Source organism: Evansella halocellulosilytica, from assembly GCF_002335745.1.
Classification (GTDB): Bacteria; Bacillota; Bacilli; order Bacillales; family Salisediminibacteriaceae; genus Bacillus_CA; species Bacillus_CA halocellulosilytica.
Window position 1 is genome coordinate 727,641 of the sequence record NZ_NIST01000001.1, and the last position, 26,627, is coordinate 754,267.

24 protein-coding genes, 2 rRNA genes, 1 pseudogene and 1 other annotated feature are annotated in these 26,627 nt (G+C 41.1%); of the genes and pseudogenes, 26 read left to right on the forward strand and 1 reads right to left on the reverse strand.

What is annotated here, in order from left to right; translation table 11 throughout:
- Positions 1-519 precede the first annotated feature (519 nt).
- Both CD001_RS03295 and rrf read left to right on the forward strand, forming a co-directional pair.
- A 23S ribosomal RNA gene (locus CD001_RS03295) occupies positions 520-3,455 on the forward strand.
- Positions 3,456-3,548: 93 nt separating this feature from the next.
- Positions 3,549-3,665, forward strand: a 5S ribosomal RNA gene (gene rrf, locus CD001_RS03300).
- Positions 3,666-3,992: 327 nt separating this feature from the next.
- Here rrf and CD001_RS27210 read toward each other — a convergent pair.
- Positions 3,993-4,121, reverse strand: a pseudogene (locus tag CD001_RS27210) (transposase); the annotation flags it as partial.
- A 947-nt stretch (positions 4,122-5,068) separates the two neighbouring features.
- Here CD001_RS27210 and CD001_RS03310 point away from each other — a divergent pair.
- The 24 genes from CD001_RS03310 (at position 5,069) to rplL (ending at position 26,591) form a co-directional block, all read left to right on the forward strand.
- Positions 5,069-5,782 carry an MgtC/SapB family protein gene (locus CD001_RS03310; protein WP_096186184.1) on the forward strand — a complete coding sequence of 238 codons (714 nt, stop codon included), beginning with the start codon at positions 5,069-5,071 and terminating at the stop codon, positions 5,780-5,782.
- A gap of 198 nt (positions 5,783-5,980) precedes the next feature.
- Positions 5,981-6,454, forward strand: coding sequence for a CtsR family transcriptional regulator (locus CD001_RS03315; protein WP_096186185.1), 474 nt, complete (start codon positions 5,981-5,983; stop codon positions 6,452-6,454).
- A gap of 20 nt (positions 6,455-6,474) precedes the next feature.
- Positions 6,475-7,011, forward strand: coding sequence for a UvrB/UvrC motif-containing protein (locus tag CD001_RS03320; protein WP_096186186.1), 537 nt, complete (start codon positions 6,475-6,477; stop codon positions 7,009-7,011).
- Between the two features lie 3 nt (positions 7,012-7,014).
- Positions 7,015-8,106, forward strand: coding sequence for a protein arginine kinase (locus CD001_RS03325; protein ID WP_096186187.1), 1,092 nt, complete (start codon positions 7,015-7,017; stop codon positions 8,104-8,106).
- A complete protein-coding gene (gene clpC / locus CD001_RS03330) occupies positions 8,103-10,547 on the forward strand; it encodes an ATP-dependent protease ATP-binding subunit ClpC (protein WP_096186188.1) in 2,445 nt (814 codons plus the stop codon). The genes CD001_RS03325 and clpC overlap by 4 nt, the downstream gene beginning before the upstream one ends.
- A 299-nt stretch (positions 10,548-10,846) precedes the next feature.
- Positions 10,847-12,253 carry a DNA repair protein RadA gene (gene radA, locus CD001_RS03335; RefSeq protein ID WP_096186189.1) on the forward strand — a complete coding sequence of 469 codons (1,407 nt, stop codon included), beginning with the start codon at positions 10,847-10,849 and terminating at the stop codon, positions 12,251-12,253.
- Entirely contained in the window at positions 12,228-13,310 is a 1,083-nt protein-coding gene (disA, locus tag CD001_RS03340) for a DNA integrity scanning diadenylate cyclase DisA (RefSeq protein ID WP_096186190.1), read from the forward strand. Before radA ends, disA begins: the two co-directional genes overlap by 26 nt.
- A gap of 212 nt (positions 13,311-13,522) precedes the next feature.
- The gene (locus CD001_RS03345) at positions 13,523-14,626 is read left to right on the forward strand and encodes a PIN/TRAM domain-containing protein (RefSeq protein ID WP_096186191.1); all 1,104 of its coding nucleotides are present in this window, start codon (positions 13,523-13,525) and stop codon (positions 14,624-14,626) included.
- A gap of 17 nt (positions 14,627-14,643) precedes the next feature.
- On the forward strand, positions 14,644-15,336 hold the full coding sequence (ispD, locus tag CD001_RS03350) for a 2-C-methyl-D-erythritol 4-phosphate cytidylyltransferase (protein WP_096186192.1): 693 nt from the start codon (positions 14,644-14,646) through the stop codon (positions 15,334-15,336).
- Positions 15,336-15,818, forward strand: coding sequence for a 2-C-methyl-D-erythritol 2,4-cyclodiphosphate synthase (ispF, locus tag CD001_RS03355; protein WP_096186193.1), 483 nt, complete (start codon positions 15,336-15,338; stop codon positions 15,816-15,818). Before ispD ends, ispF begins: the two co-directional genes overlap by 1 nt.
- Before the next feature lie 120 nt (positions 15,819-15,938).
- Positions 15,939-17,399, forward strand: coding sequence for a glutamate--tRNA ligase (gene gltX, locus CD001_RS03360; RefSeq protein WP_096186194.1), 1,461 nt, complete (start codon positions 15,939-15,941; stop codon positions 17,397-17,399).
- Positions 17,400-17,844: 445 nt separating this feature from the next.
- Complete coding sequence (gene cysE, locus CD001_RS03365; protein WP_096186195.1) at positions 17,845-18,516, forward strand: serine O-acetyltransferase; 672 nt, start codon at positions 17,845-17,847, stop codon at positions 18,514-18,516.
- A 4-nt stretch (positions 18,517-18,520) separates the two neighbouring features.
- Positions 18,521-19,921, forward strand: a complete 1,401-nt coding sequence (gene cysS, locus CD001_RS03370) for a cysteine--tRNA ligase (RefSeq protein WP_096186196.1) — start codon at positions 18,521-18,523, stop codon at positions 19,919-19,921.
- 6 nt (positions 19,922-19,927) lie between these two features.
- The gene (locus tag CD001_RS03375) at positions 19,928-20,353 is read left to right on the forward strand and encodes a Mini-ribonuclease 3 (RefSeq protein WP_306454055.1); all 426 of its coding nucleotides are present in this window, start codon (positions 19,928-19,930) and stop codon (positions 20,351-20,353) included.
- On the forward strand, positions 20,343-21,098 hold the full coding sequence (rlmB, locus tag CD001_RS03380) for a 23S rRNA (guanosine(2251)-2'-O)-methyltransferase RlmB (RefSeq protein WP_096186197.1): 756 nt from the start codon (positions 20,343-20,345) through the stop codon (positions 21,096-21,098). Before CD001_RS03375 ends, rlmB begins: the two co-directional genes overlap by 11 nt.
- A 1-nt stretch (position 21,099) precedes the next feature.
- Entirely contained in the window at positions 21,100-21,609 is a 510-nt protein-coding gene (locus CD001_RS03385) for an NYN domain-containing protein (protein ID WP_096186198.1), read from the forward strand.
- A gap of 138 nt (positions 21,610-21,747) precedes the next feature.
- Positions 21,748-22,401 carry an RNA polymerase sporulation sigma factor SigH gene (sigH, locus tag CD001_RS03390; RefSeq protein ID WP_096186199.1) on the forward strand — a complete coding sequence of 218 codons (654 nt, stop codon included), beginning with the start codon at positions 21,748-21,750 and terminating at the stop codon, positions 22,399-22,401.
- A gap of 245 nt (positions 22,402-22,646) precedes the next feature.
- Positions 22,647-22,796: a 50S ribosomal protein L33 gene (gene rpmG / locus CD001_RS03395; RefSeq protein ID WP_096186200.1), complete on the forward strand. Its 150-nt coding sequence runs from the start codon at positions 22,647-22,649 to the stop codon at positions 22,794-22,796.
- A gap of 185 nt (positions 22,797-22,981) precedes the next feature.
- The gene (secE, locus tag CD001_RS03400; protein ID WP_257009694.1) at positions 22,982-23,176 is read left to right on the forward strand and encodes a preprotein translocase subunit SecE; all 195 of its coding nucleotides are present in this window, start codon (positions 22,982-22,984) and stop codon (positions 23,174-23,176) included.
- 241 nt (positions 23,177-23,417) lie between these two features.
- The gene (gene nusG, locus CD001_RS03405; protein ID WP_096186201.1) at positions 23,418-23,951 is read left to right on the forward strand and encodes a transcription termination/antitermination protein NusG; all 534 of its coding nucleotides are present in this window, start codon (positions 23,418-23,420) and stop codon (positions 23,949-23,951) included.
- A 174-nt stretch (positions 23,952-24,125) separates the two neighbouring features.
- On the forward strand, positions 24,126-24,551 hold the full coding sequence (gene rplK, locus CD001_RS03410) for a 50S ribosomal protein L11 (RefSeq protein WP_142303541.1): 426 nt from the start codon (positions 24,126-24,128) through the stop codon (positions 24,549-24,551).
- Between the two features lie 84 nt (positions 24,552-24,635).
- Complete coding sequence (gene rplA / locus CD001_RS03415; protein ID WP_096190473.1) at positions 24,636-25,373, forward strand: 50S ribosomal protein L1; 738 nt, start codon at positions 24,636-24,638, stop codon at positions 25,371-25,373.
- A gap of 47 nt (positions 25,374-25,420) precedes the next feature.
- Positions 25,421-25,566: a sequence feature (ribosomal protein L10 leader region), on the forward strand.
- A gap of 92 nt (positions 25,567-25,658) precedes the next feature.
- Positions 25,659-26,159 carry a 50S ribosomal protein L10 gene (gene rplJ, locus CD001_RS03420; RefSeq protein WP_096186202.1) on the forward strand — a complete coding sequence of 167 codons (501 nt, stop codon included), beginning with the start codon at positions 25,659-25,661 and terminating at the stop codon, positions 26,157-26,159.
- A 66-nt stretch (positions 26,160-26,225) separates the two neighbouring features.
- Positions 26,226-26,591, forward strand: coding sequence for a 50S ribosomal protein L7/L12 (gene rplL, locus CD001_RS03425; protein ID WP_096186203.1), 366 nt, complete (start codon positions 26,226-26,228; stop codon positions 26,589-26,591).
- Positions 26,592-26,627 lie beyond the last annotated feature (36 nt).

Below are 26,627 nucleotides of genomic sequence, written 5' to 3' on the forward strand. Positions count from 1 at the left end.
TACTTTATCGACGTTTGCGCTTTTTGTTTAGTTTTGAGAGGTTATTTTTTTATCTCTCCATTAAATGTTATTTGCAAAGAGGATTAAGCTATTCGATGAAGAGCGACGATCATCTGCCGTTTTGCAAAGAGGGTCAAGGAGTTCAAGGAAGCAATTGACGAGCCACTGGAGCGTACAACAGTACGTGAGGATGGTGAGGAATGAAGCTGACACAGAAATCTGCAGGCCATCTGCCGCAAAATTGTCCTTTGAAAACTAGATAACAGTAGAAAGACTGATTGATCTTCACCGGTTGTTTGAAGCGAATCCTAACGGATTCGAACGAGTACAACCGAGTGTCTTAGAAGGTTAAAAGACGCCATATGCAAAATTGCAAAACTCAAATTGAGTAGGTTTTGCAAGGAGGATCGAGTTGTTCAAGGAAGCAAGGAATTGAGCGACTGAGCGTATGAAATAGATACGTGACAGGAGCGAGAGACACAGCTGACACAGAAGAACGACGATCATCCGCCGCAAAATGGTTAAGTTATGAAGGGCGCACGGCGAATGCCTTGGCACTAGGAGCCGAAGAAGGACGGGACGAACACCGATATGCTTCGGGGAGCTGTAAGTAAGCTTTGATCCGAAGATTTCCGAATGGGGGAACCCACCACCTGTAATGAGGTGGTATCCATACCTGAATCCATAGGGTATGAGAAGGCAGACCTGGGGAACTGAAACATCTTAGTACCCAGAGGAAGAGAAAGAAACATCGATTTCCTGAGTAGCGGCGAGCGAAACGGAAAGAGCCCAAACCAAGAGGCTTGCCTCTTGGGGTTGTAGGACACTCCATACGGAGTTACAAAGAAACGGAGTAGATGAAGCGACCTGGAAAGGTCCGCGGGACAAGGTAAAAGCCCTGTAGTCGAAACTTCGTTTCCTCCGGAGTGGATCCTGAGTACGGCGGGACACGAGAAACCCCGTCGGAATCCGGGAGGACCATCTCCCAAGGCTAAATACTCCCTAGTGACCGATAGTGAACCAGTACCGTGAGGGAAAGGTGAAAAGCACCCCGGGAGGGGAGTGAAAGAGATCTTGAAACCGTGTGCCTACAAGTAGTCGGAGCCCGTTAATGGGTGACGGCGTGCCTTTTGTAGAATGAACCGGCGAGTTACGATTACGTGCAAGGTTAAGTTGAAAAGACGGAGCCGCAGCGAAAGCGAGTCTGAACAGGGCGAATGAGTACGTGGTTGTAGACCCGAAACCGTGTGATCTACCCATGTCCAGGGTGAAGTCCAGGTAACACTGGATGGAGGCCCGAACCCACGCACGTTGAAAAGTGCGGGGATGAGGTGTGGGTAGGGGTGAAATGCCAATCGAACTCGGAGATAGCTGGTTCTCCCCGAAATAGCTTTAGGGCTAGCCTCGAGGGAAGAGTATTGGAGGTAGAGCACTGATTGGACTAGGGGTCCCCACAGGATTACCGAATTCAGTCAAACTCCGAATGCCAAATACTTATCCTCGGGAGTCAGACTGCGAGTGCTAAGATCCGTAGTCAAGAGGGAAACAGCCCAGACCATCAGCTAAGGTCCCCAAGTATACGTTAAGTGGAAAAGGATGTGGAGTTGCTTAGACAACCAGGATGTTGGCTTAGAAGCAGCCATCATTGAAAGAGTGCGTAATAGCTCACTGGTCGAGTGACTCTGCGCCGAAAATGTACCGGGGCTAAACGTATCACCGAAGCTATGGATTGTCCTTACGGACAGTGGTAGGGGAGCGTTCCAAGGGCGTTGAAGCTCAACCGAGAGGATGGGTGGAGCGCTTGGAAGTGAGAATGCCGGTATGAGTAGCGAAAAGAGGGGTGAGAATCCCCTCCGTCGAAAGCCTAAGGTTTCCTGAGGAAGGCTCGTCCGCTCAGGGTTAGTCGGGACCTAAGCCGAGGCCGAAAGGCGTAGGCGATGGAAAACAGGTTGAAATTCCTGTACCACCACGTCACCGTTTGAACAACGGGGGGACGCAGGAAGGTAGGGTAAGCACGGCACTGGATGTCCGTGTCCAAGCAGTGAGGCTGGTAAGTAGGCAAATCCGCTTACCGTAAGGCTGAGCTGTGATGGCGAGCGAAATTTTAGTAGCGAAGTTCCTGATCCTACACTGCCTAGAAAAGCCTCTAGTGAGGTGACTGGTGCCCGTACCGCAAACCGACACAGGTAGGCGGGAAGAGAATTCTAAGACGCGCGGGAGAACTCTCGTTAAGGAACTCGGCAAAATGACCCCGTAACTTCGGGAGAAGGGGTGCTCTATTAGGGTGTATGCCCGAGAGAGCCGCAGTGAATAGGCCCAAACGACTGTTTATCAAAAACACAGGTCTCTGCCAAGCCGCAAGGCGACGTATAGGGGCTGACACCTGCCCGGTGCTGGAAGGTTAAGAGGAGGGGTTATCCCTTACGGGAGAAGCTCTGAATTGAAGCCCCAGTAAACGGCGGCCGTAACTATAACGGTCCTAAGGTAGCGAAATTCCTTGTCGGGTAAGTTCCGACCCGCACGAAAGGTGCAACGATTTGGGCACTGTCTCAACGAGAGACCCGGTGAAATTATATTACCTGTGAAGATGCAGGTTACCCGCGACAGGACGGAAAGACCCCATGGAGCTTTACTGTAGCTTGATATTGGATTTTGGTACAGCTTGTACAGGATAGGTAGGAGCCTTGGAAACCGGAGCGCCAGCTTCGGTGGAGGCATCGGTGGGATACTACCCTGGCTGTACTGGAATTCTAACCTCGAACCGTGATCCGGTTCAGGGACAGTGTCAGGTGGGCAGTTTGACTGGGGCGGTCGCCTCCTAAAGAGTAACGGAGGCGCCCAAAGGTTCCCTCAGAATGGTTGGAAATCATTCGCAGAGTGCAAAGGCATAAGGGAGCTTGACTGCGAGACATACAGGTCGAGCAGGGACGAAAGTCGGGCTTAGTGATCCGGCGGCACCGTATGGAAGGGCCGTCGCTCAACGGATAAAAGCTACCCTGGGGATAACAGGCTAATCTCCCCCAAGAGTCCACATCGACGGGGAGGTTTGGCACCTCGATGTCGGCTCATCGCATCCTGGGGCTGAAGTAGGTCCCAAGGGTTGGGCTGTTCGCCCATTAAAGCGGTACGCGAGCTGGGTTCAGAACGTCGTGAGACAGTTCGGTCCCTATCCGTCGCGGGCGTAGGAAATTTGAGAGGAGCTGTCCTTAGTACGAGAGGACCGGGATGGACACACCGCTGGTGTACCAGTTGTTCCGCCAGGAGCATCGCTGGGTAGCTACGTGTGGACGGGATAAGTGCTGAAAGCATCTAAGCATGAAGCCCCCCTCAAGATGAGATTTCCCATCACGTCAAGTGAGTAAGATCCCTCAGAGAAGATGAGGTTGATAGGTCTCATGTGGAAGCATGGCAACATGTGGAGCTGAGAGATACTAATCGATCGAGGGCTTAACCAATGTTTTATCAAACCTTCTAATACCGAAGGTCATCAGTCAAATGTTATCTAGTTTTGAGAGGATAAACAAAAGAACTTCTCAACATTTAAATAGTCCAGTGACGATAGCGGAGAGGTCACACCCGTTCCCATGCCGAACACGGAAGTTAAGCTCTCCAGCGCCGATGGTAGTTGGGGGCTCTCCCCCTGTGAGAGTAGGACGCTGCTGGGCTATCAAAGGCACCTTCAAAAGAAGGTGTCTTTTTTCTATGTAATGAAAAAAAGAAAGTGATATCGTAAGATATCAAACAGGGAATGTACAGGGGGAACAAGAAGGTCAAGGAAGCGAGCCTCGGAATGTACGATGTCCATGAGAAGTGAGCAATGAGAGGAATGAACGCTGGCTAAGAGCACAACTTCCTGTTGTAACGCCAGCACTAGTACATCCTGTACGTCGGAGATTCGCCGTTCATCGTGTGCCGAAAAGCGCCGATGCCGATGGTAGTTGGGGGCGCCCCCTGTGAGAGTAGGACGCTGCTGGGCAATCAAAGACCACCTCTTAGCTCGCTGAGAGGTGGTTTGCGATCTTTTTTATGTTTTGTGCTGCCGCTGTCATCAACGCTTGTTCTGATGCGCCCTTTAAGCTGCGTAACCGGCAGTAGCGAAGCCCGTGGAGCTGTTTGGCATCAATTTTTCTTAGTAAGTGGTCGTCTGAGACTAACTGATCGATAGAGACCATTTCGAGTTCAACTTGTTTTGCACGAATGGGGCGTAACACACGATCACCTCACGAGTGGTTTTATCTATATTATACTATATTTACCTGAATAATCAGATAAAACTGATGAAAAAATAACCATCATTTCTAAATAGGAAACGATGGATGTTCTAGGTTGATTGAAGAACGAAAGGCGGCGACTCCAATGGGATCAGCGCAGTCTGAAAATCCATTCTGACGATGCTTCGCTGAGTCAGAATTAGTTGAAGACAAGCCCCATGGAAAGCGTCCGCCGGGAGGGATGAGATCGTGAGATATCATACTTTTCTTTTAAAAAAAGGCTGTTGAGAAAACTTTCTCAACAGCCTGGCACCTTCTATTGAAGGTGTCTTTTTTCATGAAATGAGATGTTATTGAGGGGAATAGGTATGAGCATCATTAATTTAGAATCATTCTAGTTAGCGGATAAAATGAATATTTTACCGGATAAACCCGGATTTTTCGCGGATAAAACGAAATTTTTACCGGATAAACTCAAATTTTTCATGGATAAATTGAATATTTTACCGGATAAACTGAAAAATTCGCGGATAAACATCAAAAATCATTAATAACACCATGAAACGCCCGTTGTGAGTATCCCTTGTGAGAGTTGGATACTACTTGCGGATCAACTGAATCAAAAGTCCCTCCAAATGAAGGGGCTTTTTGTTTAAAGATCACTTAAAGGGTTTCTTGGAATATATATCGAAATAAAGTACATAGATTAAAACTCATTTTTAAAAGACAGTGAACAGTTATAACAATAAAATACATCATATAATTAAAAAGTGATGGATAAATATCTCACTAAAGCTTAATGTAAATACATTTTTAAGAATAAAACATAATAATAAAGGACTTGGCAGGTGAAGAAAATGGATTGGGGATTAATTACAACAAATGATACTACTATAATGACTGTCAGACTTATTTTGGCAGCTTTATTAGGTGGGTTAATAGGGGTGGAAAGAGAGTTTCACCATCACCCAGCTGGTTTTCGGACACACATGCTTGTTAGTGTAGGGTCCTGTTTAATTATGCTATTGGCGTTCTATGGGTTCCAGACTTATATGGAAAATAATCCTGATGTTGTTACATTTGACCCTTCACGTCTTGCTGCATATGTTGTAAGTGGTATTGGCTTCTTAGGTGCTGGAACAATATTAGTGCAAGGGTATACGGTAAGAGGGTTAACGACAGCCGCTTCTATATGGGTTGTAGCTGGCATTGGTTTGACAGTTGGTGCTGGGATGTATACACCAGCTATTATCACAACCGTTATTGTGATTTTAAGTTTATTTTTTCTTGGAAAAATTAACTTTAACTTTTTATCAAAAAGTAATAAAAAGCAAATATATGTACTAGTGGAAGAAGAGAGCAGTGAATTAAACCTTTTAGTAAAGGAAATTGAAGAAGCAAAAATAATAATAAGTGGAATCAAGTCTGAAAAACAGAAAATATATAATGATAAACCTATGATTGAATATCGTCTTTTAGTGGAATATGAAGATAAGGAAGTCATGTTCACAGTATTAGATCAACTGCAGCGAATGGCGTTTGTCCTAGAAGTAACCCTTGAATCTCGTTAGAATTAAGGGAAAAGTTCGTGGTCATACTGTAAATGAATGCTGAAATGCTAATAAAATGCAAAAAGGTTGCAGAACTTAAAAATATGGATATAATAAAATTATAGTCAAAGATAGTCAAAGTCAAAAATAAGTTAATTTGACTTTATCTTCATTATAATGACTAATAAAACCTGTTCATCACTCGCAGGAGGGATCGTGATGGGGAATATATCGGATGTTATCGAGCAATATTTAAAGAAAATAATTGAACAAAGTGAACATGAAGGTGTTGAAATTAAGCGTAGCGAATTAGCTGAGAAGTTCGATTGTGTACCTTCGCAAATCAATTATGTCATCAGTACTCGTTTTACAGTTGAACGTGGTTATTTAGTTGAGAGTAAACGTGGTGGCGGGGGATATATTCGAATCATAAAAGTAAGGCCTGATGATCAAATGGCCTTGTTTGATCAAATTATTGAATTAATTGGTCACGAAATCCCTCAAGCGTCTGGTGCTAATATCGTGCTGAGACTGTTGGAAGAAGGTGCGATCTCTAAACGAGAAGCAAATTTAATGCTAAGTGCGATTGATAGGTCAACGATCACTTTGAAGCTTCCTTTACGGGATGAAGTGAGGGCAAGGTTGTTAAAGTCAATGATAGCAACTTTAAAATATAAAGAGTTGAAAGAGTAATTTAGAAGGAGGGATTAGGTATGCTCTGTCAAGAATGTAATCAAAGGGAAGCATCTTTGCATTTTACAAAAATTATAAATGGCAAGAAAACAGAATTTCATATATGTGACCAATGTGCAAAGGAAAAAGGAGACTATATACCAGGATCAAATAGCTTTTCGATTCACCAACTGTTATCAGGATTACTTGATTTTGAGCAGCCGATGTCTTCATCAGACCAAAGTGTTTCAAATAAAGGACATCAGCTAACGTGTAGTTCTTGTAATATGACTTATCCTCAATTTGCAGAAATAGGCAGGTTTGGCTGTTCGGAATGCTATAAAACATTTGATGAAAAGTTGAACCCGATATTCAAACGAATTCATAGTGGCAATGCGGTTCACGGTGGGAAAATACCGAAGCGGCTCGGGAAGGATCTTCACATTCATAAAGAAATAGAACAGCTCAAGGCAGAGATGCAGCGTTATATTCAAAACGAGGAATTTGAAAAAGCAGCAGAAGTACGTGATCAAATTCGCTCCTTAGAAAAGAGCTTAAATGAGAAAAAGGAGGGGTGAGAAATGTCTCTTCAAAATTTCATTAGTAATGCGATCAGCCCGTGGATGAACAACGAAGGTCCTGAGGCCGATATCGTATTAAGTAGCAGGGTTCGATTAGCAAGAAATTTAGCAGATAAACCATTTCCAATCGCTGCCTCAAAAGAGCAATTAAGTGAAGTGATTCAAGATGTTGAACAACGGTTTGCCGGTCATGCTCATCGTAAATTCGGCCAGCTAGAGCTTCTAAATATGGAAGAGTTGAAACAAAATGAAAAAAGAGTGCTTGTTGAAAAACATTTGATTAGTCCAAACTTATCTGACGAATCAAAAGCAGGAGCGGTATTACTTAGTGAAGATGAATCATTAAGTGTAATGGTTAATGAAGAAGACCATTTCCGAATTCAAGTATTGCTGTCTGGATTTCAACTGAATCAAGGGTTAAAGTATGCCAATGAAATAGATGATTGGATGGAAGAAAAAGTTGACTTTGCTTTTACAGAGAAGCGGGGGTATTTAACTAGCTGTCCGACAAATGTCGGGACAGGATTACGGGCATCTGTCATGATGCATCTTCCAGCATTAGTTATCACCCAGCAAATGAAACGAATCCTTCCTGCGATCAACCAACTTGGTCTCGTTGTTAGAGGGATATATGGGGAAGGAAGCGAGGCATTAGGAAACTTGTTTCAAATTTCAAACCAAATGACGTTAGGAAAGTCTGAACAAGATATTATCGATGATTTACGCAGTGTCGTTATGCAACTCATTCAGCAGGAACGATCAGCTCGTGAATTATTACTAGAACAATCAAAAGTACAAATCGAAGACCGTGTATATCGATCATATGGAATCCTATCGTACAGTCGGAATATGGAATCAAAAGAAGCAACTCAGCGGTTGTCAGATGTACGATTAGGAATCGATATGGGTTTAATAAAGGGTGTAAGTGGCAAGATTTTAAATGAGTTAATGATTTTGACACAGCCAGGGTTCTTGCAGCAATATGCAGGTGAAATTCTGTCACCGGAACAGCGAGACCAAAGGAGAGCATTGTTAATTCGTGAAAGATTAAAATTAGAAAGTGAATTTCAAAGCGGAGGTGGAAACAAATGATGTTTGGACGTTTTACAGAAAGAGCACAAAAGGTTCTTGCATTAGCACAGGAGGAAGCAACAAGGTTAGGGCATAATAATATTGGTACTGAGCACATTCTCCTTGGTTTAGTTCGCGAAGGTGAAGGGATTGCTGCTAAAGCATTAAGTGCTCTCGGACTAAGTTCAGATAAAATTCAGAGTGAAGTTGAAAACCTTATTGGTCGGGGGGAAGAACAGTCAACACAAGTGCATTATACACCTCGAGCGAAAAAGGTAATTGAGCTCTCAATGGATGAGGCACGTAAGTTAGGACATTCTTACGTAGGTACTGAACACGTCCTCCTCGGATTAATCCGTGAAGGTGAAGGTGTGGCTGCTAGAGTTTTAAATAACCTAGGAGTCAGCTTAAATAAAGCAAGACAACAAGTTTTACAGTTACTAGGGAGCAGTGAATCTGCTAATAGCCAGCAGCAGTCTACCGGAGGTTCTGGCAGTAATGTTAGTACGCCTACTTTAGACAGCTTAGCACGTGATTTAACAGCAATTGCTAAAGAGGATCAAATTGATCCGGTAATCGGCCGTTCCAAAGAGATCGAACGCGTCATCCAAGTATTAAGTCGCCGTACAAAAAACAACCCTGTACTTATTGGTGAACCAGGTGTTGGTAAAACAGCAATTGCAGAAGGACTTGCACAGCAAATTATTAATAATGAAGTTCCTGAAACACTTCGAAATAAACGAGTGATGACGTTAGATATGGGAACAGTCGTTGCAGGTACAAAATACCGAGGTGAATTTGAAGACCGATTAAAGAAAGTGATGGAGGAAATTCGCCAAGCAGGTAATGTTATTCTATTTATCGATGAATTGCATACATTGATTGGTGCTGGAGGAGCTGAAGGTGCAATTGACGCATCTAACATTTTAAAACCATCTCTAGCCCGCGGTGAGCTTCAATGTATCGGTGCGACAACATTAGATGAATATCGAAAGTACATTGAAAAAGATGCTGCGTTAGAAAGAAGATTCCAGCCTATTCAAGTGGATGAACCGACACTTGAGGAATCTGCTCAAATCTTAAAAGGATTGCGTGATCGTTATGAAGCTCATCACCGTGTAACCATTACAGATGATGCGATCGATGCAGCAGTCAAACTATCAGATCGTTACATTTCCGATCGTTTTTTACCAGATAAAGCAATTGATTTGATTGACGAGGCAGCGTCTAAAGTCCGACTCCGTTCTTATACAGCACCACCGAACTTGAAAGAAATGGAGCAAAAATTAGAAGAAACGAGAAAAGAAAAAGATGCTGCAGTACAAAGCCAAGAATTTGAGAAAGCCGCATCTTTAAGAGATAGTGAACAACGAATTCGTGAAGAATTAGATGACTTGAAAAAGCAATGGAAGGAAAAGCAAGGTCAGGAAAACTCCGAGGTTGTTACAGATGATATTGCGATGGTCGTTTCCAGCTGGACTGGAATACCAGTGAGCAAGCTCGCTGAAGAGGAGACGGACCGCTTACTTCGTATGGAGGAGATTCTTCATAATCGTGTAATCGGCCAAAATGAAGCGGTAGAAGCTGTTTCAAAAGCAATCCGCCGAGCACGAGCAGGTTTAAAAGACCCTAAACGTCCGATTGGTTCATTTATTTTCTTAGGACCGACAGGGGTAGGTAAGACGGAATTGGCACGAGCTGTTGCAGAATCATTGTTTGGCGATGAGGATGCCATTATTCGTATAGACATGTCAGAGTACATGGAAAAACATACGACATCTCGTCTCGTCGGGTCACCACCTGGATATGTAGGACATGAAGAAGGTGGACAATTAACAGAGAAAGTTCGCAGAAAGCCATACTCTGTCATTTTATTAGATGAAATTGAAAAGGCTCACCCTGAAGTGTTTAACATTCTGCTTCAAGTTTTAGAGGATGGGTTCTTAACGGACTCCAAAGGTCGCAGAGTCGATTTCAGAAATACGGCGATTATTATGACATCCAATGTTGGAGCAAGCACGCTTCGACAGGCTAAGAGTCTAGGTTTTACTGCGCAACAGGAAGGGCAAGACTACAAAGATATGAAGGGAAAAGTGATGGGAGAACTGAAGAAAAGCTTCCGTCCGGAGTTCCTAAATCGTATTGATGAAATTATTGTCTTCCACTCACTTGAGAAAGATCATATTAAAGAAATCGTTTCATTAATGTCAGAGCAATTGAAGAAACGACTCTCTGAACAAGGGATCGACTTTGAGTTGACAAATAAAGCAAAAGAAAAAATCTCAAATGAAGGGTTTGACCCTGAATATGGAGCTAGGCCGCTTCGTCGAGCATTACAAAAGCAAGTTGAAGACCGTCTTTCTGAAGAATTGCTGAAGGGGAATATTTCAAAAGGTCAAAAAGTGGTCATTGATGTGAAAGATGATGAATACATTGTTACTTCAGAAGCAATGACTAGCTAATTCGTATCATTGTATTAAGAGTTGCCGGAAAAAGTATTAGTGCTTTTTCCGGTTTTTCATCTACATCGATTTTTGGGCTTGTTGAAAATATCTGGATAAAATAATTCATGGTAAAATAAACAATAAAGCTGTTCAAAAAGTCAGGAAATGATTAGTGAAATGTTCGAATACATAAAAAGCCGTACGATGACGTAAATGAACGTTTTCGATGAAATGACGTTGCAAAGGATTCGGAATAACTCTTATTGTCCTCTTTTTTGAACACGGACCAATCATGTACGGATGGGAAGTGGTTTCAAATGGCGAAAAGAAAAACAAAATACGTTTGTCAGGAATGTGGCTATGAATCGATGAAATGGATGGGGAAATGCCCGGGATGTCAGAGCTGGAATACGATGGTCGAGGAGTTTCAACCTTCAGCGACGGAAAAAAAACGAGGATTTGTCACTTCACCTAGTACAACAACAATGAAACCTCAACCAATTACGAAGATCGAAAGAACAGAAGAAGCTCGTTATGATACCCATATTAATGAATTAAACCGTGTATTGGGTGGAGGGATTGTCCCAGGATCTTTAGTTTTAGTTGGTGGAGATCCGGGAATTGGTAAATCAACCTTACTTTTGCAAGTTTCAGCTGAAATGTCTAAGAGTAAAAAAAGGGTGCTTTATATATCTGGGGAAGAATCAGTCAAACAAACGAAGATTCGAGCAGACCGGTTGGAAATATCGAACGATGAATTGTACGTATTAGCAGAAACCGATGTTGAGCATATTGAAAAAGCGATAGAAGAAATAAATCCAGCACTCGTTATAATTGATTCGATTCAGACCGTTTATTTGGATAGTGTAAGCAGTGCACCTGGAAGTGTTTCGCAAGTACGTGAATGTACAGCTGCGTTTATGAGAGTAGCGAAAACGAAAGGAATACCTATTTTTATTGTTGGACATGTAACGAAACAAGGTTCGATAGCGGGTCCGCGTTTATTAGAGCATATGGTTGACTCTGTTTTGTATTTTGAAGGCGAACGGCATCATACATACCGGATTCTCCGTGCTGTAAAAAACAGATTTGGATCAACGAATGAGATAGGGATATTTGAAATGAAAGAACTCGGGTTAAAAGAAGTACTCAATCCTTCTGAAATTTTCCTTGAAGAACGCTCAGCAGGAGCGGCAGGTTCAGCTGTTGTCGCTTCAATGGAAGGAACGAGAACGGTTTTAGTAGAAATTCAAGCGTTAATTTCTCCGACTAGTTTTGGTAATCCTAGAAGAATGGCGACTGGCATTGACCACAACCGGATTTCATTATTAATGGCTGTTTTAGAAAAGCGGGTTGGGATGCTGTTACAAAATTCAGATGCATACGTCAAAGTAGCTGGCGGTGTCCGATTAGATGAACCATCAATTGATTTATCGGTTGCTGTTGCAATCGCATCAAGTTTTAGAAATTCGCCAACCTCACCGACAGATGTATTTGTTGGAGAAGTAGGATTGACAGGGGAGGTAAGACGGGTCTCCCGTGTTGAGCAACGAGTATTAGAAGCGGAAAAGTTAGGGTTTAAACGTGTGATCATCCCCGAGAAAAACATTGGCGGGTGGACGATACCAAAAGGGATAGAAGTCGTCGGTGTAACGACTGTCAATGACGCATTAGATGTGACGTTAGGAGGAACGACAAGTGGATCACCAACATTCGAATTATGATTCTAATTTCATCAGTAATGTACTGAAGCTTGTGTCACCAGGAACGCCTTTAAGAGAAGGGATCGATAATGTTCTTCGGGCGAAAACAGGAGGACTTATCGTATTAGGGTATAATAATGAGATGATGAATATTGTCGACGGCGGCTTTTTCATTAATTGTGAATTTTCACCGGCATATTTATATGAATTAGCGAAAATGGACGGGGCAATCATTTTAAGTGAAGAAGGAGACAAAATCTTATACGCCAATACTCAACTTGTACCGAACAATGCGATCGAATCTACTGAAACAGGAATACGCCATCGTACAGCACAACGTGTAGCAAGACAAACAGGAAACCTCGTCATTTCCATTTCTCAGAGACGAAATGTTATTACATTATATCAAGGAGATTATCGGTATGCGTTAAAAGATATCGGTGTCATCTTAACAAAAGCAAATCAAGCAGTTCAAACGTTAGAAAAATATAAATCAGTGCTAGACCAAAGTATTACGAATTTAGGAGCATTAGAATTTGAAGAGCTCGTAACATTTCAAGAGGTCTCTCAAGTCATGCATCGAGTGGAAATGGTACTGCGGATTAAAGGGGAAATTTTAAATTACGTAAATGAACTTGGAAATGAAGGGCGTTTAATTTCCATGCAGCTTGAAGAACTCGTATCAAACATTGAGAAAGAAGCAATATTACTCATAAAAGATTATATGAAAAACCCTAGTCAGGATCCTGAACAGCTTTTACAACAATTAAAGAGAATGTCGAATGAGGAGTTACTTGATGATCAAGTCATTGTCAAACTTTTAGGGTATGCTAAGACGGCAAATTTAGCTGAATTCGGCATTTGTCCTAGAGGCTTCCGTATTATGCATAAGATACCTCGCATTCCCCCGGTTGTCGTTCAGAATTTAATAGAAAGGTTTGAAGACTTGCCAAATATTCTGAGAGCAAATACAGAAGAATTAGATGAAGTTGACGGAATTGGGGAAGCGCGAGCAAGGAAGATTAAAGAAGGCTTAACAAGAATTCAAGAACAACTCTTTATCGATCGTCATATATAATGTCAAAATAAATCAATTCTTGACGAATTGTAAAATAAAAGTTATAATTGAAAATTTACTGTAATTGACAACGCTAGAGTTGTTTTGTTAAGGTATTGTTATCCTTAAAAACGGGGATATATTAATAAATATGTAACTTTTTGTGATTTTTTTAGAATAACGTTTACATTCATATTACTTGTCTATAATGGTTAAAGGAGGTGAAGTAGAGGATGCTTCGTAAAGTTATTCAGTTGTTTATTATGATTGTTGGTGGGACAATAGGATTTATATTTATACCGGATGTTATCGAGTTGCTGAACTTAGGAGAAGTTCCTGCGTGGCTGACAAATCCGTATACTGGGGCGGCATTAGGTGCAATTATATTATTTTTATCTACTTTTTGGTTTGTTGATGATATTGTTGAATTTATACGTATTACAGAAGAAACATTAGTCAAGGCTCCTGTAACGGACTTACTTTTTGGTACAATGGGTTTAGGAATCGGACTTCTTATTGCATTCCTCATCGGCTTGCCGTTAGAGGCAATTCAAGTCACAGTAATCAGTACGATATTACCTCTGTTTTTAACATTACTTCTTGGATATTTAGGATTTAGAGTTGGCTTTAAAAAACGAGACGAATTAATGAATTTTTTCCCAATGGCGAATAAAGGGAGCGCGAAAGATCGTAAAAAAGGAGATCTTGCTTCTGAAGAAGACGGAAAAAACTCATTAAAGATTTTAGATACAAGTGTCATTATCGACGGTCGTATTGCGGATATTTGCCAGACAGGATTTTTAGAAGGGACTTTAATCATTCCTGAATTTGTTTTAGAAGAATTACAGCATATCGCAGATTCATCGGATGTATTAAAGCGTAACCGCGGCCGTAGAGGGTTGGATATTTTAAACAAAATTCAAAAGGAACTTTCAGTTGCTGTTGAAATTTATGAAGGTGATTTTGAAGAGATTCAAGAAGTGGATAGTAAACTTGTGAAATTAGCAAAGCTAATAGAAGGTTATGTTGTCACAAATGATTTTAATTTAAATAAAGTATGTGATTTACAAGGTGTAGCGGTTTTAAATATTAACGACCTAGCGAATGCGGTAAAACCTGTCGTTCTTCCAGGTGAAGAAATGAACGTTCAAGTCATTAAAGACGGCAAGGAACAAAACCAAGGAATCGCGTACCTTGATGATGGTACGATGATTGTTGTTGAAGAAGGACGTAACTATATTGGCAAAGAAATTGAGGTCATCGTAACAAGTGTCTTGCAAACATCTGCAGGACGGATGATCTTCGCTAAACCGAAACTGCTAGAGAAAGCACTATAAAAAGAGGACAGATAAACATGGGGAAGTATAATGTCATTATTCCTGCTGCGGGACAAGGGAAAAGAATGAAGGCAGGTAAAAATAAACAATTTATTACGATTGACCAAGATCCTCTCCTCATTCACACATTACGTGTGTTTGAGGGGGATCTTCTTTGTGACGAGATCATTTTGGTCATTAATAGCGAAGAAAAGCCTGAAATGGAAGCGCTGATCGAGCAGTTCGGGTTAAAAAAAATAAACAAGCTAGTGCCTGGTGGGAAGGAAAGACAGCAAAGTGTATTTGAAGGATTAAAAGCTGTCGAAGGTGACCCTGTCGTACTTATCCATGATGGGGCACGCCCTTTTATTCAGACAGAAGTGATTAGTAAACTCGTAAGTAAAGTGGAGACAGGAGTGTCGGCGACTGTCGGTGTTCCAATGAAAGATACTGTAAAAAAAGTACAAGGCGGTCTCATTGAGGAAACGGTAGATCGCACAAGCTTGTGGGCTATTCAAACACCACAAGCTTTTCGCTGTTCAGAAATAGTGAGCGCTCATAAAGAGGCTGAAATGAACGACTATTTTGGTACGGATGATGCAAGTTTAATGGAATATGTGAATAAGCCTGTTGCGATCATTGAAGGTGACTATGAAAATATAAAGGTGACAACACCAGAAGATTTACTTTTTGCAGAAGCGATCATTAAAAAAAGAAAGGAAGATCAGTGATGATTCGAATTGGACAAGGGTTCGATGTTCATCAATTAGTAGAAGGAAGGCCGCTCATTCTTGGAGGAATTGACATCCCTCATGAAAAAGGATTGTTAGGTCATTCAGATGCTGATGTACTATTACATACAATATCAGACGCTATTTTAGGTGCGATTGGAGAAGGGGATATCGGAAAACATTTTCCTGATACAGATCCGAATTTTAAAGATGCTGACTCAGCAAAGCTGTTAACTCATGTTTGGGAAATAGCGAAAGAAAAAGGAATGACATTAGGGAACGTTGATTGCACGATTATGGCACAAAAGCCTAAGATGGCTCCTTATATCGAACAGATGAGAGAACGTATTGCTCAATTACTTGAAGCAGATACGAGCCGAGTAAATGTAAAGGCAACGACAACAGAGCAGCTTGGGTTCACTGGGAGAGAAGAAGGAATTGCTTCAATGGCAGTCGTTCTTTTGGAAAGTACGAATTCATAAGGTTTGTTTCAAAAGACTCTCATACCCGAATTTTGTACGAGGTTGAAAACTTGACCTAATGAAAGAAAAAAGTGATAAAATAAGGAAAGCTAAGAACAAAAGAATGGAAGGTGTCATACTATGACTCAACAAGTACGTGTTAGGTTTGCTCCGAGCCCAACGGGGCATTTGCACATTGGTGGAGCACGGTCTGCATTATTTAATTATTTATTTGCCCGCCATCAAAATGGGAAATTTATTGTTAGAATTGAAGATACAGATCAAGCAAGGAATGTAGATACAGCAACTGAAAAATTAATGGAAAGCATGAAATGGCTTGGCATCGACTGGGATGAGAGTGTCGATGTTGGCGGCCCGTATACTCCATATAAAAGTATGGAACGTTTAGACATTTATAAACAATATATCGAGCAGCTTATTGAAGAAGGAAAAGCATACTACTGTTACATGTCTGAGGTAGAGTTAGAGGCTGAGCGGGAAGAACAGCGTTCACGCGGAGAGACGCCGAAATATAGCGGACGTGACCGATACTTAACGAAAGAACAGCGGGAAGCCTACGAAAAAGAGGGAAGAAAACCTGTCGTTCGTTTCCTTGTACCAGAAGATAAAACGGTCGTAGTCGATGATATTGTTCGCGGAGATGTCACATTTGAAGCTGAAGGAATTGGTGACTTCGTCATTGCTCGGGCAGATGGAATTCCAACTTACAACTTTGCAGTTGTTATTGATGATCATTTAATGGAAATCTCTCACGTTATTCGTGGGGAAGAACATTTATCAAACTCTCCTCGCCAAGTGTTGATCTATGAAGCTTTCGGTTGGGAAACGCCAAAGTTTGCTCACGCATCCTTAATTTTAAATGAAGACCGTCAAAAGATGAGTAAGCGTGACGAGTCGATTATTCAGTTTGTTGAACAGTATCGTGATTTAGGCTATTTGCCAGAGGCGATCGTTAACTTTATCGCTTTACTCGGATGGTCTCCAGGTGGCGAAGAGGAAATTTTAACAAAAGAACAATTAATTGAGCAGTTTAGCTTGGAACGAGTCATTAAGGCTCCTGCAGTATTTGATACGAAAAAGCTTGCGTGGATGAACAACCAATACATGAAAGCAGCTGATGTCGATCGCGTTGTCGAGTTGGCACTGCCACATTTGATTAAAGCTGGAAAGCTCCCGCAACAACTAACTGCGGAGGAACGTGCATGGGCTGAAAAGCTTATTGCACTCCATCAGGAAAAAATGAGTTACGGAGCGGAAATTGTCGGGTTAACTGAGTTGTTCTTTAAGACTGATATCGATTATAATGAAGATGCGCAGGACGTTTTAAAGGAAGAACAAGTTCCAGAAGTTCTCAGCGCATTTAAAGATAAAGTGGCTTCTTTAGAAGATTTTAAAGCGGATCAAATCAAAGCTTCGATGAAAGAAGTACAAAAAGAGACAGGTTTTAAAGGGAAGAGGCTCTTTATGCCGATACGGGTTGCAACAACCGGACAAATGCATGGTCCAGATTTACCGCAAGCAATTGAATTGTTAGGGAAAGATGTCGTTGTTGCAAGGTTAGATAAAGTTCTAAATCAATAAGAGACTATTTAAAACAGTCTGTTGATCATAATTGTTTTTCAATACAACTTCTATAAAATAAAACCGTTGATGAGGAAAAGTACATTATCTTTTTCCTTTATGAGTCCTCCATAGGAATGTACTCGAAAAGAGAGAGCTGTCACTGGCTGAAAGCAGCTTAAGGAAGAAATAATGGAAATGCACCTCTGAGTTCCTTGAAGAAAAGCAATAAAAGGTAGTTTTAAAGAGACAGCAAGGTTGCTAATCGAAAGATCTATAGCTGTTATTGACCTACCATTGTGAAAGCTAATTATTCGAGGACGGCACTAAAGTCGTTATTAATGGAAAGTGAAGCTTATGCTTAAACAGAGTGGAACCGCGTGAAAGCGTCTCTGTGCCGTTGTGGCACCGAGGCGTTTTTTTAATGATCATAAGTAAGTGGGAGGATGGAAGGAGGTTTTAACGAGTGTTCAAAACTTTAAGGAATGATGTTGATGTCGTGCTCGAACAAGACCCCGCAGCGAGAAACAGGTTGGAAGTCATTATAAATTATTCAGGGGTTCATGCAATTTGGTCCCACCGATTTGCTCATTGGCTCTGGAAGAAGCGGCTCTATTTTATTGCAAGGTTTTTGTCTCAAGTAAGTCGTTTTTTTACAGGGATCGAAATTCATCCAGGGGCAGTCATCGGTCAGCGTCTCTTTATTGACCACGGTATGGGAGTTGTTATAGGAGAAACGTGTGAAATTGGTGATAATGTAACGATTTATCAAGGGGTCACACTCGGAGGAACCGGGAAAGAGAAAGGGAAACGTCATCCGACTATTGAAGATAATGTCCTCATTGCTTCAGGAGCAAAAGTGTTAGGCTCTATGAGAATTGGGCAAAACTCAAATATAGGAGCAGGATCAGTTGTTTTAAAAGAAGTCCCTCCAAATTCGACCGTCGTCGGCATTCCGGGACGAGTCGTTATCCAAGATGGTGTGAAATTATCGAAGAATTTGGACCATATTAACTTACCTGACCCAGTTTCAGATAAATTTCGTGAGCTAGAAGATGAAATTTTGCGTTTGAAAGAAGAAATGTATCAATTAAAAGCCGAAAAGGAACAACTTGAGAAAAATGAAGGAGGCTCGTAGTACGATGAGTATTAAAATGTATAATACATTAACGAGAAAGAAGGAACCTTTTATCCCGATAGAAGAAGGAAAAGTAAAAATGTATGTTTGCGGACCGACAGTTTATAACTATATTCATATCGGGAATGCACGTCCGGCGGTTGTATTCGACATGGTCCGGCGTTATTTGCAATATAAAGGGTTTGACGTGAACTATGTCTCTAACTTTACGGATGTCGACGATAAAATAATTAAAGCTGCAGAAGAGATGGGCGAAGATGTCATGACTGTTGCAGAACGCTTTATACGTGCATACCATGAAGACACGGAGGCTCTAGGCGTTAAAAAAGCTGATGAACACCCTCGTGTAACGAATACAATGCCAGATATTATTACATTTATTGAACGTTTAATTGAAAAAGGCTATGCATATGAATCACAAGGGGATGTTTATTTTAGGACGAGGAAATTTGATAGCTATGGAAAGCTTTCTTATCAATCAATCGATGACCTCCAACTAGGTGCACGAATTGAAGTAGGGGATAAAAAGGAAGATCCTCTAGACTTCGTTTTATGGAAAAATGCAAAACCTGGTGAAATTTATTGGGAAAGCCCTTGGGGGAATGGAAGACCTGGCTGGCATATTGAGTGCTCAGCGATGGTAAAGAAATACCTTGGTGATACAATTGACATTCATGCTGGTGGACAGGACTTATCCTTTCCGCACCACGAAAATGAAATCGCCCAATCCGAAGCGCTGAATGAGAAAAAAATGGCGAATTACTGGCTTCATAATGGCTACATTAATATCGATAATGAGAAAATGTCCAAGTCATTAGGAAACTTTATTCTCGTACACGATATTATTAAAAAGTATGAGGCAGAAGTTGTACGCTTCTTTATCGTAAATGCCCACTATCGAAGTCCGATTAACTTTAATGATGAACAATTAAACAGTGCAAAGAGTAGTCTTGAGCGGATTAAAACGACCTACCTAAACGTATCTCACCGTCGTGATGAAACAGCAGACTTAGGAGAAAATACGGAAAAGTGGGTCGAAGAAATCGAAAAGCATCATGTGCGATTTATTGAAGAAATGGACGATGACTTTAATAGTGCCAATGCTGTAGCTGTTATGTTTGATCTTGTTAAAAGTGCGAATCTTTATTTACGAGAAAAACATACGAATAAAGATGTGTTGAACAAGTATTTACAGCGTCTTGAAGACATGGCATTTGTCCTCGGTCTTCAATTAGGTGTAGAGGAAGAACTGCTTGACGAAGAGATCGAAGCATTAATACAAGAACGAATTGATGCACGTAAAAATCGAAATTTCGCACGAGCTGATGAAATACGTGATGAATTAAAAGAGAAAAATATTATTCTTGAAGATACCCCTCAAGGAACAAGATGGAAAAGAGGGTAATGAACAGTGAAATTAAATAAAACAGTGAATGAACCAGAACAGTTAAATGCCCTTGCGTTGGCTTACATGGGAGATGCGGTATTGGAGATGTATGTCCGATACCGTCTCATTGCAAGTGGACAAGTCCGTCCGAATAAACTGCATCGTACGGCAACAGAATACGTTTCTGCTAAAGCCCAAGCGAAAGTGCTCCATCAGCTTTTTGATGAAAAATGGCTGACAGAACATGAAAAAAGTGTTGCATTAAGAGGGAGAAATGCGAAGTCAGGGACGATTCCGAAAAATACCGATCATGCGACTTATCGATATAGTACTGCGTTTGAAGCGTTAATAGGATATCTTTACTTAACAGATGAATTCGAGCGTCTTGATGCGGTTGTTGAAAAGGCAGTTCATATTATTGAAGGGAAGGAGGAGGAAAATGACAAGTAAACAAGATTATTTAGCAGGTAAAAACCCGATCATTGAAGCATTAAAAGGGAAGCACCCTATTCATAAAATCTGGATTGCTGAAGGCTCGCAACGTGGACAAATGTCCCAAGTTATTAAATTGGCGAAAAGTGCACAAGTGAATGTTCAGTTTGTTCCTAAAAAGAAAATTGATCAAATGGTATCTACCAATGCTCACCAAGGCGTTGTCGCTCAAATTGCAGCTTATGAATATCAAGACTTGTCTGTTTTGTTTGAGAATGCAGCAAACAGGAATGAAGCTCCTTTCTTTTTAATATTGGACGAACTTGAAGACCCGCATAATCTCGGGTCGATTTTAAGGACTGCTGATGCTGTTGGTGCTCATGGTATCATCGTACCGAAGAGGCGATCTGTTGGTCTAACGTCCACAGTTGCAAAGGCATCGGCGGGTGCGATTGAACATGTACCTGTCACGAAGGTGACGAACTTGGCGCGGACAATGGACGAGCTGAAAAAGGAAGGTCTCTGGTTTGTAGGAACGGATGCTAAAGGGACCGAAGACTATCGTGAAACCGACTTGGACATGCCTGTCGGTCTTGTGATTGGCAGTGAAGGAAAGGGAATGAGTCGGTTAGTTAAAGAAAAGTGCGATTTTCTCGTTCGTATTCCTTTAGCCGGAAAAGTAACATCGTTAAATGCCTCCGTTGCAGCAAGCTTGCTAATGTACGAAGTATATCGCAGCAGACACCCCCAAGGGAAGAATTAACATGCGGCGTGTCCTGCTTGTAGACGGTTATAATATAATTGGCGACTGGCCAGAGTTACGCAAGCTTCAACTAAATGATTTAGAAAGTGCTAGAGATATTCTCATCGAAAAAATGGCAGAATATCAAGCATACACGGGGATCGAAGTGATGATTATTTTTGATGCTCACATGGTTCCGGGCGTCGGGAAAAAATATCAAAACTATAAGCTGAATATTATCTATACAAGAGAAAAAGAGACCGCTGATGAACGAATTGAAAAGCTCGTTAAACAATTAAAAAGGGTTGATACGCAAATTTATGTCGCGACTTCAGATTTTGTTGAGCAAAGAGTTATATTTGCAAGTGGTGCGTACCGAAAATCAGCCCGTGAGTTAAAAACTGAGATGGAAGCGATCGAAAAAGGGATTGAAAAACAAGTAATCCTGACGAAAAAGGCAAAAGTCAAAACAAAACTGCCTATTACAGAGGAAATGGCAGAAATTTTTGAAAAATGGCGTCGAGGTGACTAGTGACCATCTTGACGCTGTTGTTTTGTATCCTGTATAATATTTCTATATTTAGACAATTCACTCTGTTTAAAAAGATCTTAACATTTCCAAAAAGAAGCTTTTTAAACATTGAATTAAAGCAGGGTCGGAGGGATCGCGGTGGCTTTAAACCTCATCGAGAATAAACTGCAAGCCAAATATGACGAGACAGAAGACGAAACCCTCGTTGAATATGTGCGAGAAGGCGACAGCACTGCGCTTGAGTATTTAATTAATAAGTATAAGAACTTCGTACGCGCAAAGGCAAGGTCCTATTTTTTAATCGGTGCTGATCACGAGGATATCGTTCAGGAAGGCATGATTGGTTTATACAAAGCAATTCGTGATTTTAAAGGGGACAAGCTTTCTTCATTTAAAGCATTTGCAGAACTATGTATTACTCGCCAAATTATTACGGCAATAAAAACAGCTACAAGACAAAAGCATATTCCATTGAACTCATATGTTTCGTTGGACAAGCCGATATATGATGAAGAATCCGACCGAACTTTATTAGATGTGATTTGTGGATCACGAGTAAGTGACCCTGAAGAGCTTCTAATTAATCAGGAAGAATTCGATGATATTGAATTAAAAATGGGAGAAATTTTAAGTGACCTGGAACGAAAAGTATTAATGCTTTATCTTGATGGGCGAAGTTACCAGGAAATTTCCGTAGATTTAGACCGTCATGTAAAATCAATAGATAATGCTCTTCAGCGTGTTAAACGCAAGCTTGAGAGATACGTTGAACTAAAAGGGGTAAAACTTTAAAAACTTTGAAACAACTGCAAGAAAAACAGGGAGATAGCCCTGTTTTTCTTTTACACCTTTACATGGTTGATCCATTTATTTATAAAGTCTGAACAAAGAGTATCGATAACTTCAATTTTTCACTTATGAAAACGACCGATAAGGTCGACAATGAAGGTAGGGCAGTGATTGACATATAGCCAAGCACTGTGATAAGTTTTAAAAGTATGTATGTATGAAACGTAAGGTGAAAAAGGAGACGGACGATGTCTAAAAAAATTGTCCTAGCGTGTTCACATTGTCATTCACGTAATTATTCTACAAATAAAACGATGCAACAACAAGGAGAAAGACTCCAAGTAAAGAAATATTGTAAAGCTTGCGGAACCCATACAATTCATATGGAGTCGAAATAGATCGTATAAATACGTGTTCAAAAAGAGGCGAGAAGGCCAAGGCGACGACGTTTTGAGTAGCGGAGCGTATGGTGTTCATACGTGAGTAGGTTAGAAACGAGTCAACACAGAAATTAAGAAAGCTATTTTCCCTGGATTTTTTGAACATCCTCGTACAAAACGTTTAATAATGGAGGTGGCGGCAAGTGGCAGAAACGGCTAAAAAACCTGTGAAGTTTTTAAAAGATGTTTCAACAGAAATGAAAAGGGTCACATGGCCAAATCGAAAAGAGCTGGTTAGATATACAGGAGTTGTCATTGCAACTGTAGCATTTATTGCAGTCTTCTTTGCGATTGCAGATTTGGGTATTTCAACGGTAATTCGTACGATTTTAGACTAAAAAGAGCTTGTTTAAAAAAGAGGATAATAAAGGTCGAATCGCTCAAAACACCACAGTATGGAGAATTAGTACGAATAGTGGTTAACGTATGAGTATCGCAAAACACTTTCCCTGCGGACGAATAATCACTGGGACGTATCAACGATGAGATTCGACTACTTTTTTCTGGAACTTTTTGAACATCCTCTGTATGAAAATTTGAAGCGGTTAGAGGAGGGAAGGACGAAACTGTCCTGAACGCATGGAAAAGAATTGGTACGTCGTTCACACTTATTCTGGTTACGAGAATAAAGTAAAGACGAATTTAGAAAAACGAGTAGAATCGATGGAAATGACTGATAAGATTTTCCGCGTCCTCGTTCCAGTAGAAGAAGAAACAGAAGTAAAAAATGGAAAAAGCAAGCAAGTAACCAAAAAAGTGTTTCCAGGTTACGTCATTGTGGAAATGGTTATGACAGATGATTCCTGGTATGTTGTACGTAACACTCCTGGTGTCACGGGATTCGTCGGCTCTACAGGTGCTGGATCGAAACCGACTCCGCTTCTTCCAGAAGAAGCGGACAACATTCTGCGTCAAATGGGTGTAGAAGCTCCGAAAGCTGATGTGGACTTTGAAATTAAAGAATCTGTTAAAGTGAAAGAAGGTCCATTTGCGAACTTTATTGGTTCAATAGAAGACATTTACCCGGATAAACAAAAGCTAAAAGTACATGTTAATATGTTCGGAAGAGAAACACCCGTTGAGCTTGAATTCAATCAAGTTGAAAAAATCTAATTTGAAAATGACTTGATATATGTTGAATGAAGTGATAAAATTTGAATGTTGTTAATGAACGTGGACATATCGTTCACGTTTTTTCCTGCAGTAATGCAGACATATGAGTGGGAGAGTAGAACAGTGAAATGTTTGCTCGGTTTACCACATCACGGACTTAAGGAGGTGTGTCGCGTGGCTAAAAAGGTCATTAAAGTTGTTAAGTTACAAATCCCAGCTGGAAAGGCGAACCCAGCTCCACCTGTTGGTCCAGCTTTAGGTCAAGCAGGTATTAACATTATGGGATTCTGTAAGGAGTTTAACGCTCGTACACAAGAACAAGCGGGCTTAATTATCCCAGTAGAGATTACGGTATTTGAAGACCGTTCATTTACATTTATCACTAAAACTCCACCTGCAGCAGTTCTACTTAAGAAAGCAGCTGGAATTGAAACTGCATCTGGAGAGCCTAACCGAAACAAGGTGGCTACATTGAAACGTGATAAAGTACGCGAGATCGCGGAAACTAAAATGCCAGACTTAAATGCTGCAGATGTTGAAGCGGCTATGCGTATGGTAGAAGGTACTGCCCGAAGCATGGGAATTGTTATCGAAGATTAATTGATACCCATGTTTGAAGATGAAGGTTGCGAGTAAAGGATGTTGATCCTGCCTATTAAACAATTAGGTTCGCAACCTTTATTAGTGGGAGGTCTAACCGCTAAAACCACAATCGAGGAGGAAATGAAATTGGCTAAAGGTAAAAAATACCAAGATGCACTGAAAGTCGTTGACCGTGAAAAAGTTTACGATGTAAAAGAAGCAGTGGAACTTGTTAAGAAAACAGCGACAGCAAAGTTTGATGAAACAGTAGAACTTGCTGCGCGTCTAGGCGTAGATCCGAAGAAAGCAGACCAACAAATCCGTGGTGCTGTTGTACTTCCGAACGGAACAGGTAAAACTCAACGAGTGCTTGTATTCGCAAAAGGAGACAAAGCGAAGGAAGCGGAAGCTGCTGGTGCAGATTATGTTGGAGAAGAAGACTTAATCAACAAAGTAAACCAAGGATGGTTTGAATTTGATGTTGTTGTTGCAACACCAGACATGATGGCACAAGTAGGTAAACTTGGTCGTGTACTAGGACCAAAAGGTCTTATGCCAAACCCTAAGACAGGTACTGTAACGTTCGATGTTGAAAAAGCAGTGAACGAAATCAAAGCAGGTAAAGTTGAATACCGTGTTGATAAGCAAGGAAATATCCATGTACCAATCGGGAAAGTTTCTTTCGACAATGACAAGCTTGTTGAAAACTTCGAAACAATGGTTGATACATTGATGAAAGCAAAGCCTGCAGCTGCAAAAGGAACATACATGCGCAACGTTGCGATTGCTTCAACAATGGGACCTGGTCTAAAGGTAAATGTTTCTAGCTACAAACAATAATTAGATGTTGACTTCGATTATCGAAGTAGATATACTATTTTTTGTGAACAAAATAACTCGTCATACCGTAGACAGCAGGTGCGGTTTCCGCTTAATTTCCTGCCGAGGTAAGTAACGTATAGATCCTAGTAAGATAGAGTGATCGATCATTACTGCCTCCGTGTGTCTGCATGGAGGCATTTTTTATGGTGCGTGTTCAAAAAAAGGTGGGATTGTTGTTCCTAGACTTTTTGAACATCCTCTAATACGGTACGGTATGAACAATCTTGCACAGGAGGTGTCATGATGAGCGCTGTTATCGAAAAGAAAAAGCAAGTTGTTGATGAAATTACAACAAAGCTTAAAGAAAGCCAATCTACAATTGTTGTAGACTATCGTGGACTTGATGTTGCCGAGGTGACTGAACTTCGTAAACAACTACGTGAAGCGAATGTAGACTTTAAAGTTTACAAAAACTCAATGGTTCGCCGTGCGACCGCTGAGGCTGGCTTAACTGAAATTGATGAGCAATTAGTAGGACCGACTGCGATTGCATTCAGTAACGATGATGTGATTGCTCCTGCGAAAGTGTTAAATAACTTCGCTAAAGACCACAAAGACCTTGAATTGAAAGCTGGAATTATTGAAGGTCGAGTAGCTACTTTAGAAGAGGTTAAAGCACTAGCGGAACTTCCATCTCGCGACGGATTACTTGCAATGCTACTCAGCGTTATGCAAGCTCCAGTACGAAACTTTGCATTGGCGACAAAAGCTGTTGCAGAGCAAAAAGAAGAACAAGGTGCATAATCAACGAATACCGATGTGCAGCCTAACGGTTTAAAATAATTATATTTAATAGGAGGAAAAGTAAAAATGACTAAAGAGCAAATTATTGATGCTATTAAAGAAATGTCTGTTTTAGAGTTAAACGATCTAGTTAAAGCGATCGAGGAAGAATTTGGAGTAGAAGCTGCGGCTCCTGTAGCTGTTGCTGGCGGTGCTGCTGCTGAAGGTGCAGCAGAAGAAAAAACTGAGTTTGACGTAGTACTTGAAGAAGCTGGCGGTTCTAAGATCAACGTAATCAAAGTTGTTCGTGAAATCACTGGCCTTGGCTTGAAAGACGCAAAAGCTCTTGTAGACGGAGCGCCTGATACACTTAAAGAAGGTGTTGCGAAAGAAGAAGCTGAAGAAATGAAAGCTAAGCTAGAAGAAGCTGGCGCGAAAATCGAGCTTAAGTAAGCTTGATCGATGATAGAAAAAACTCGCTTTGATATC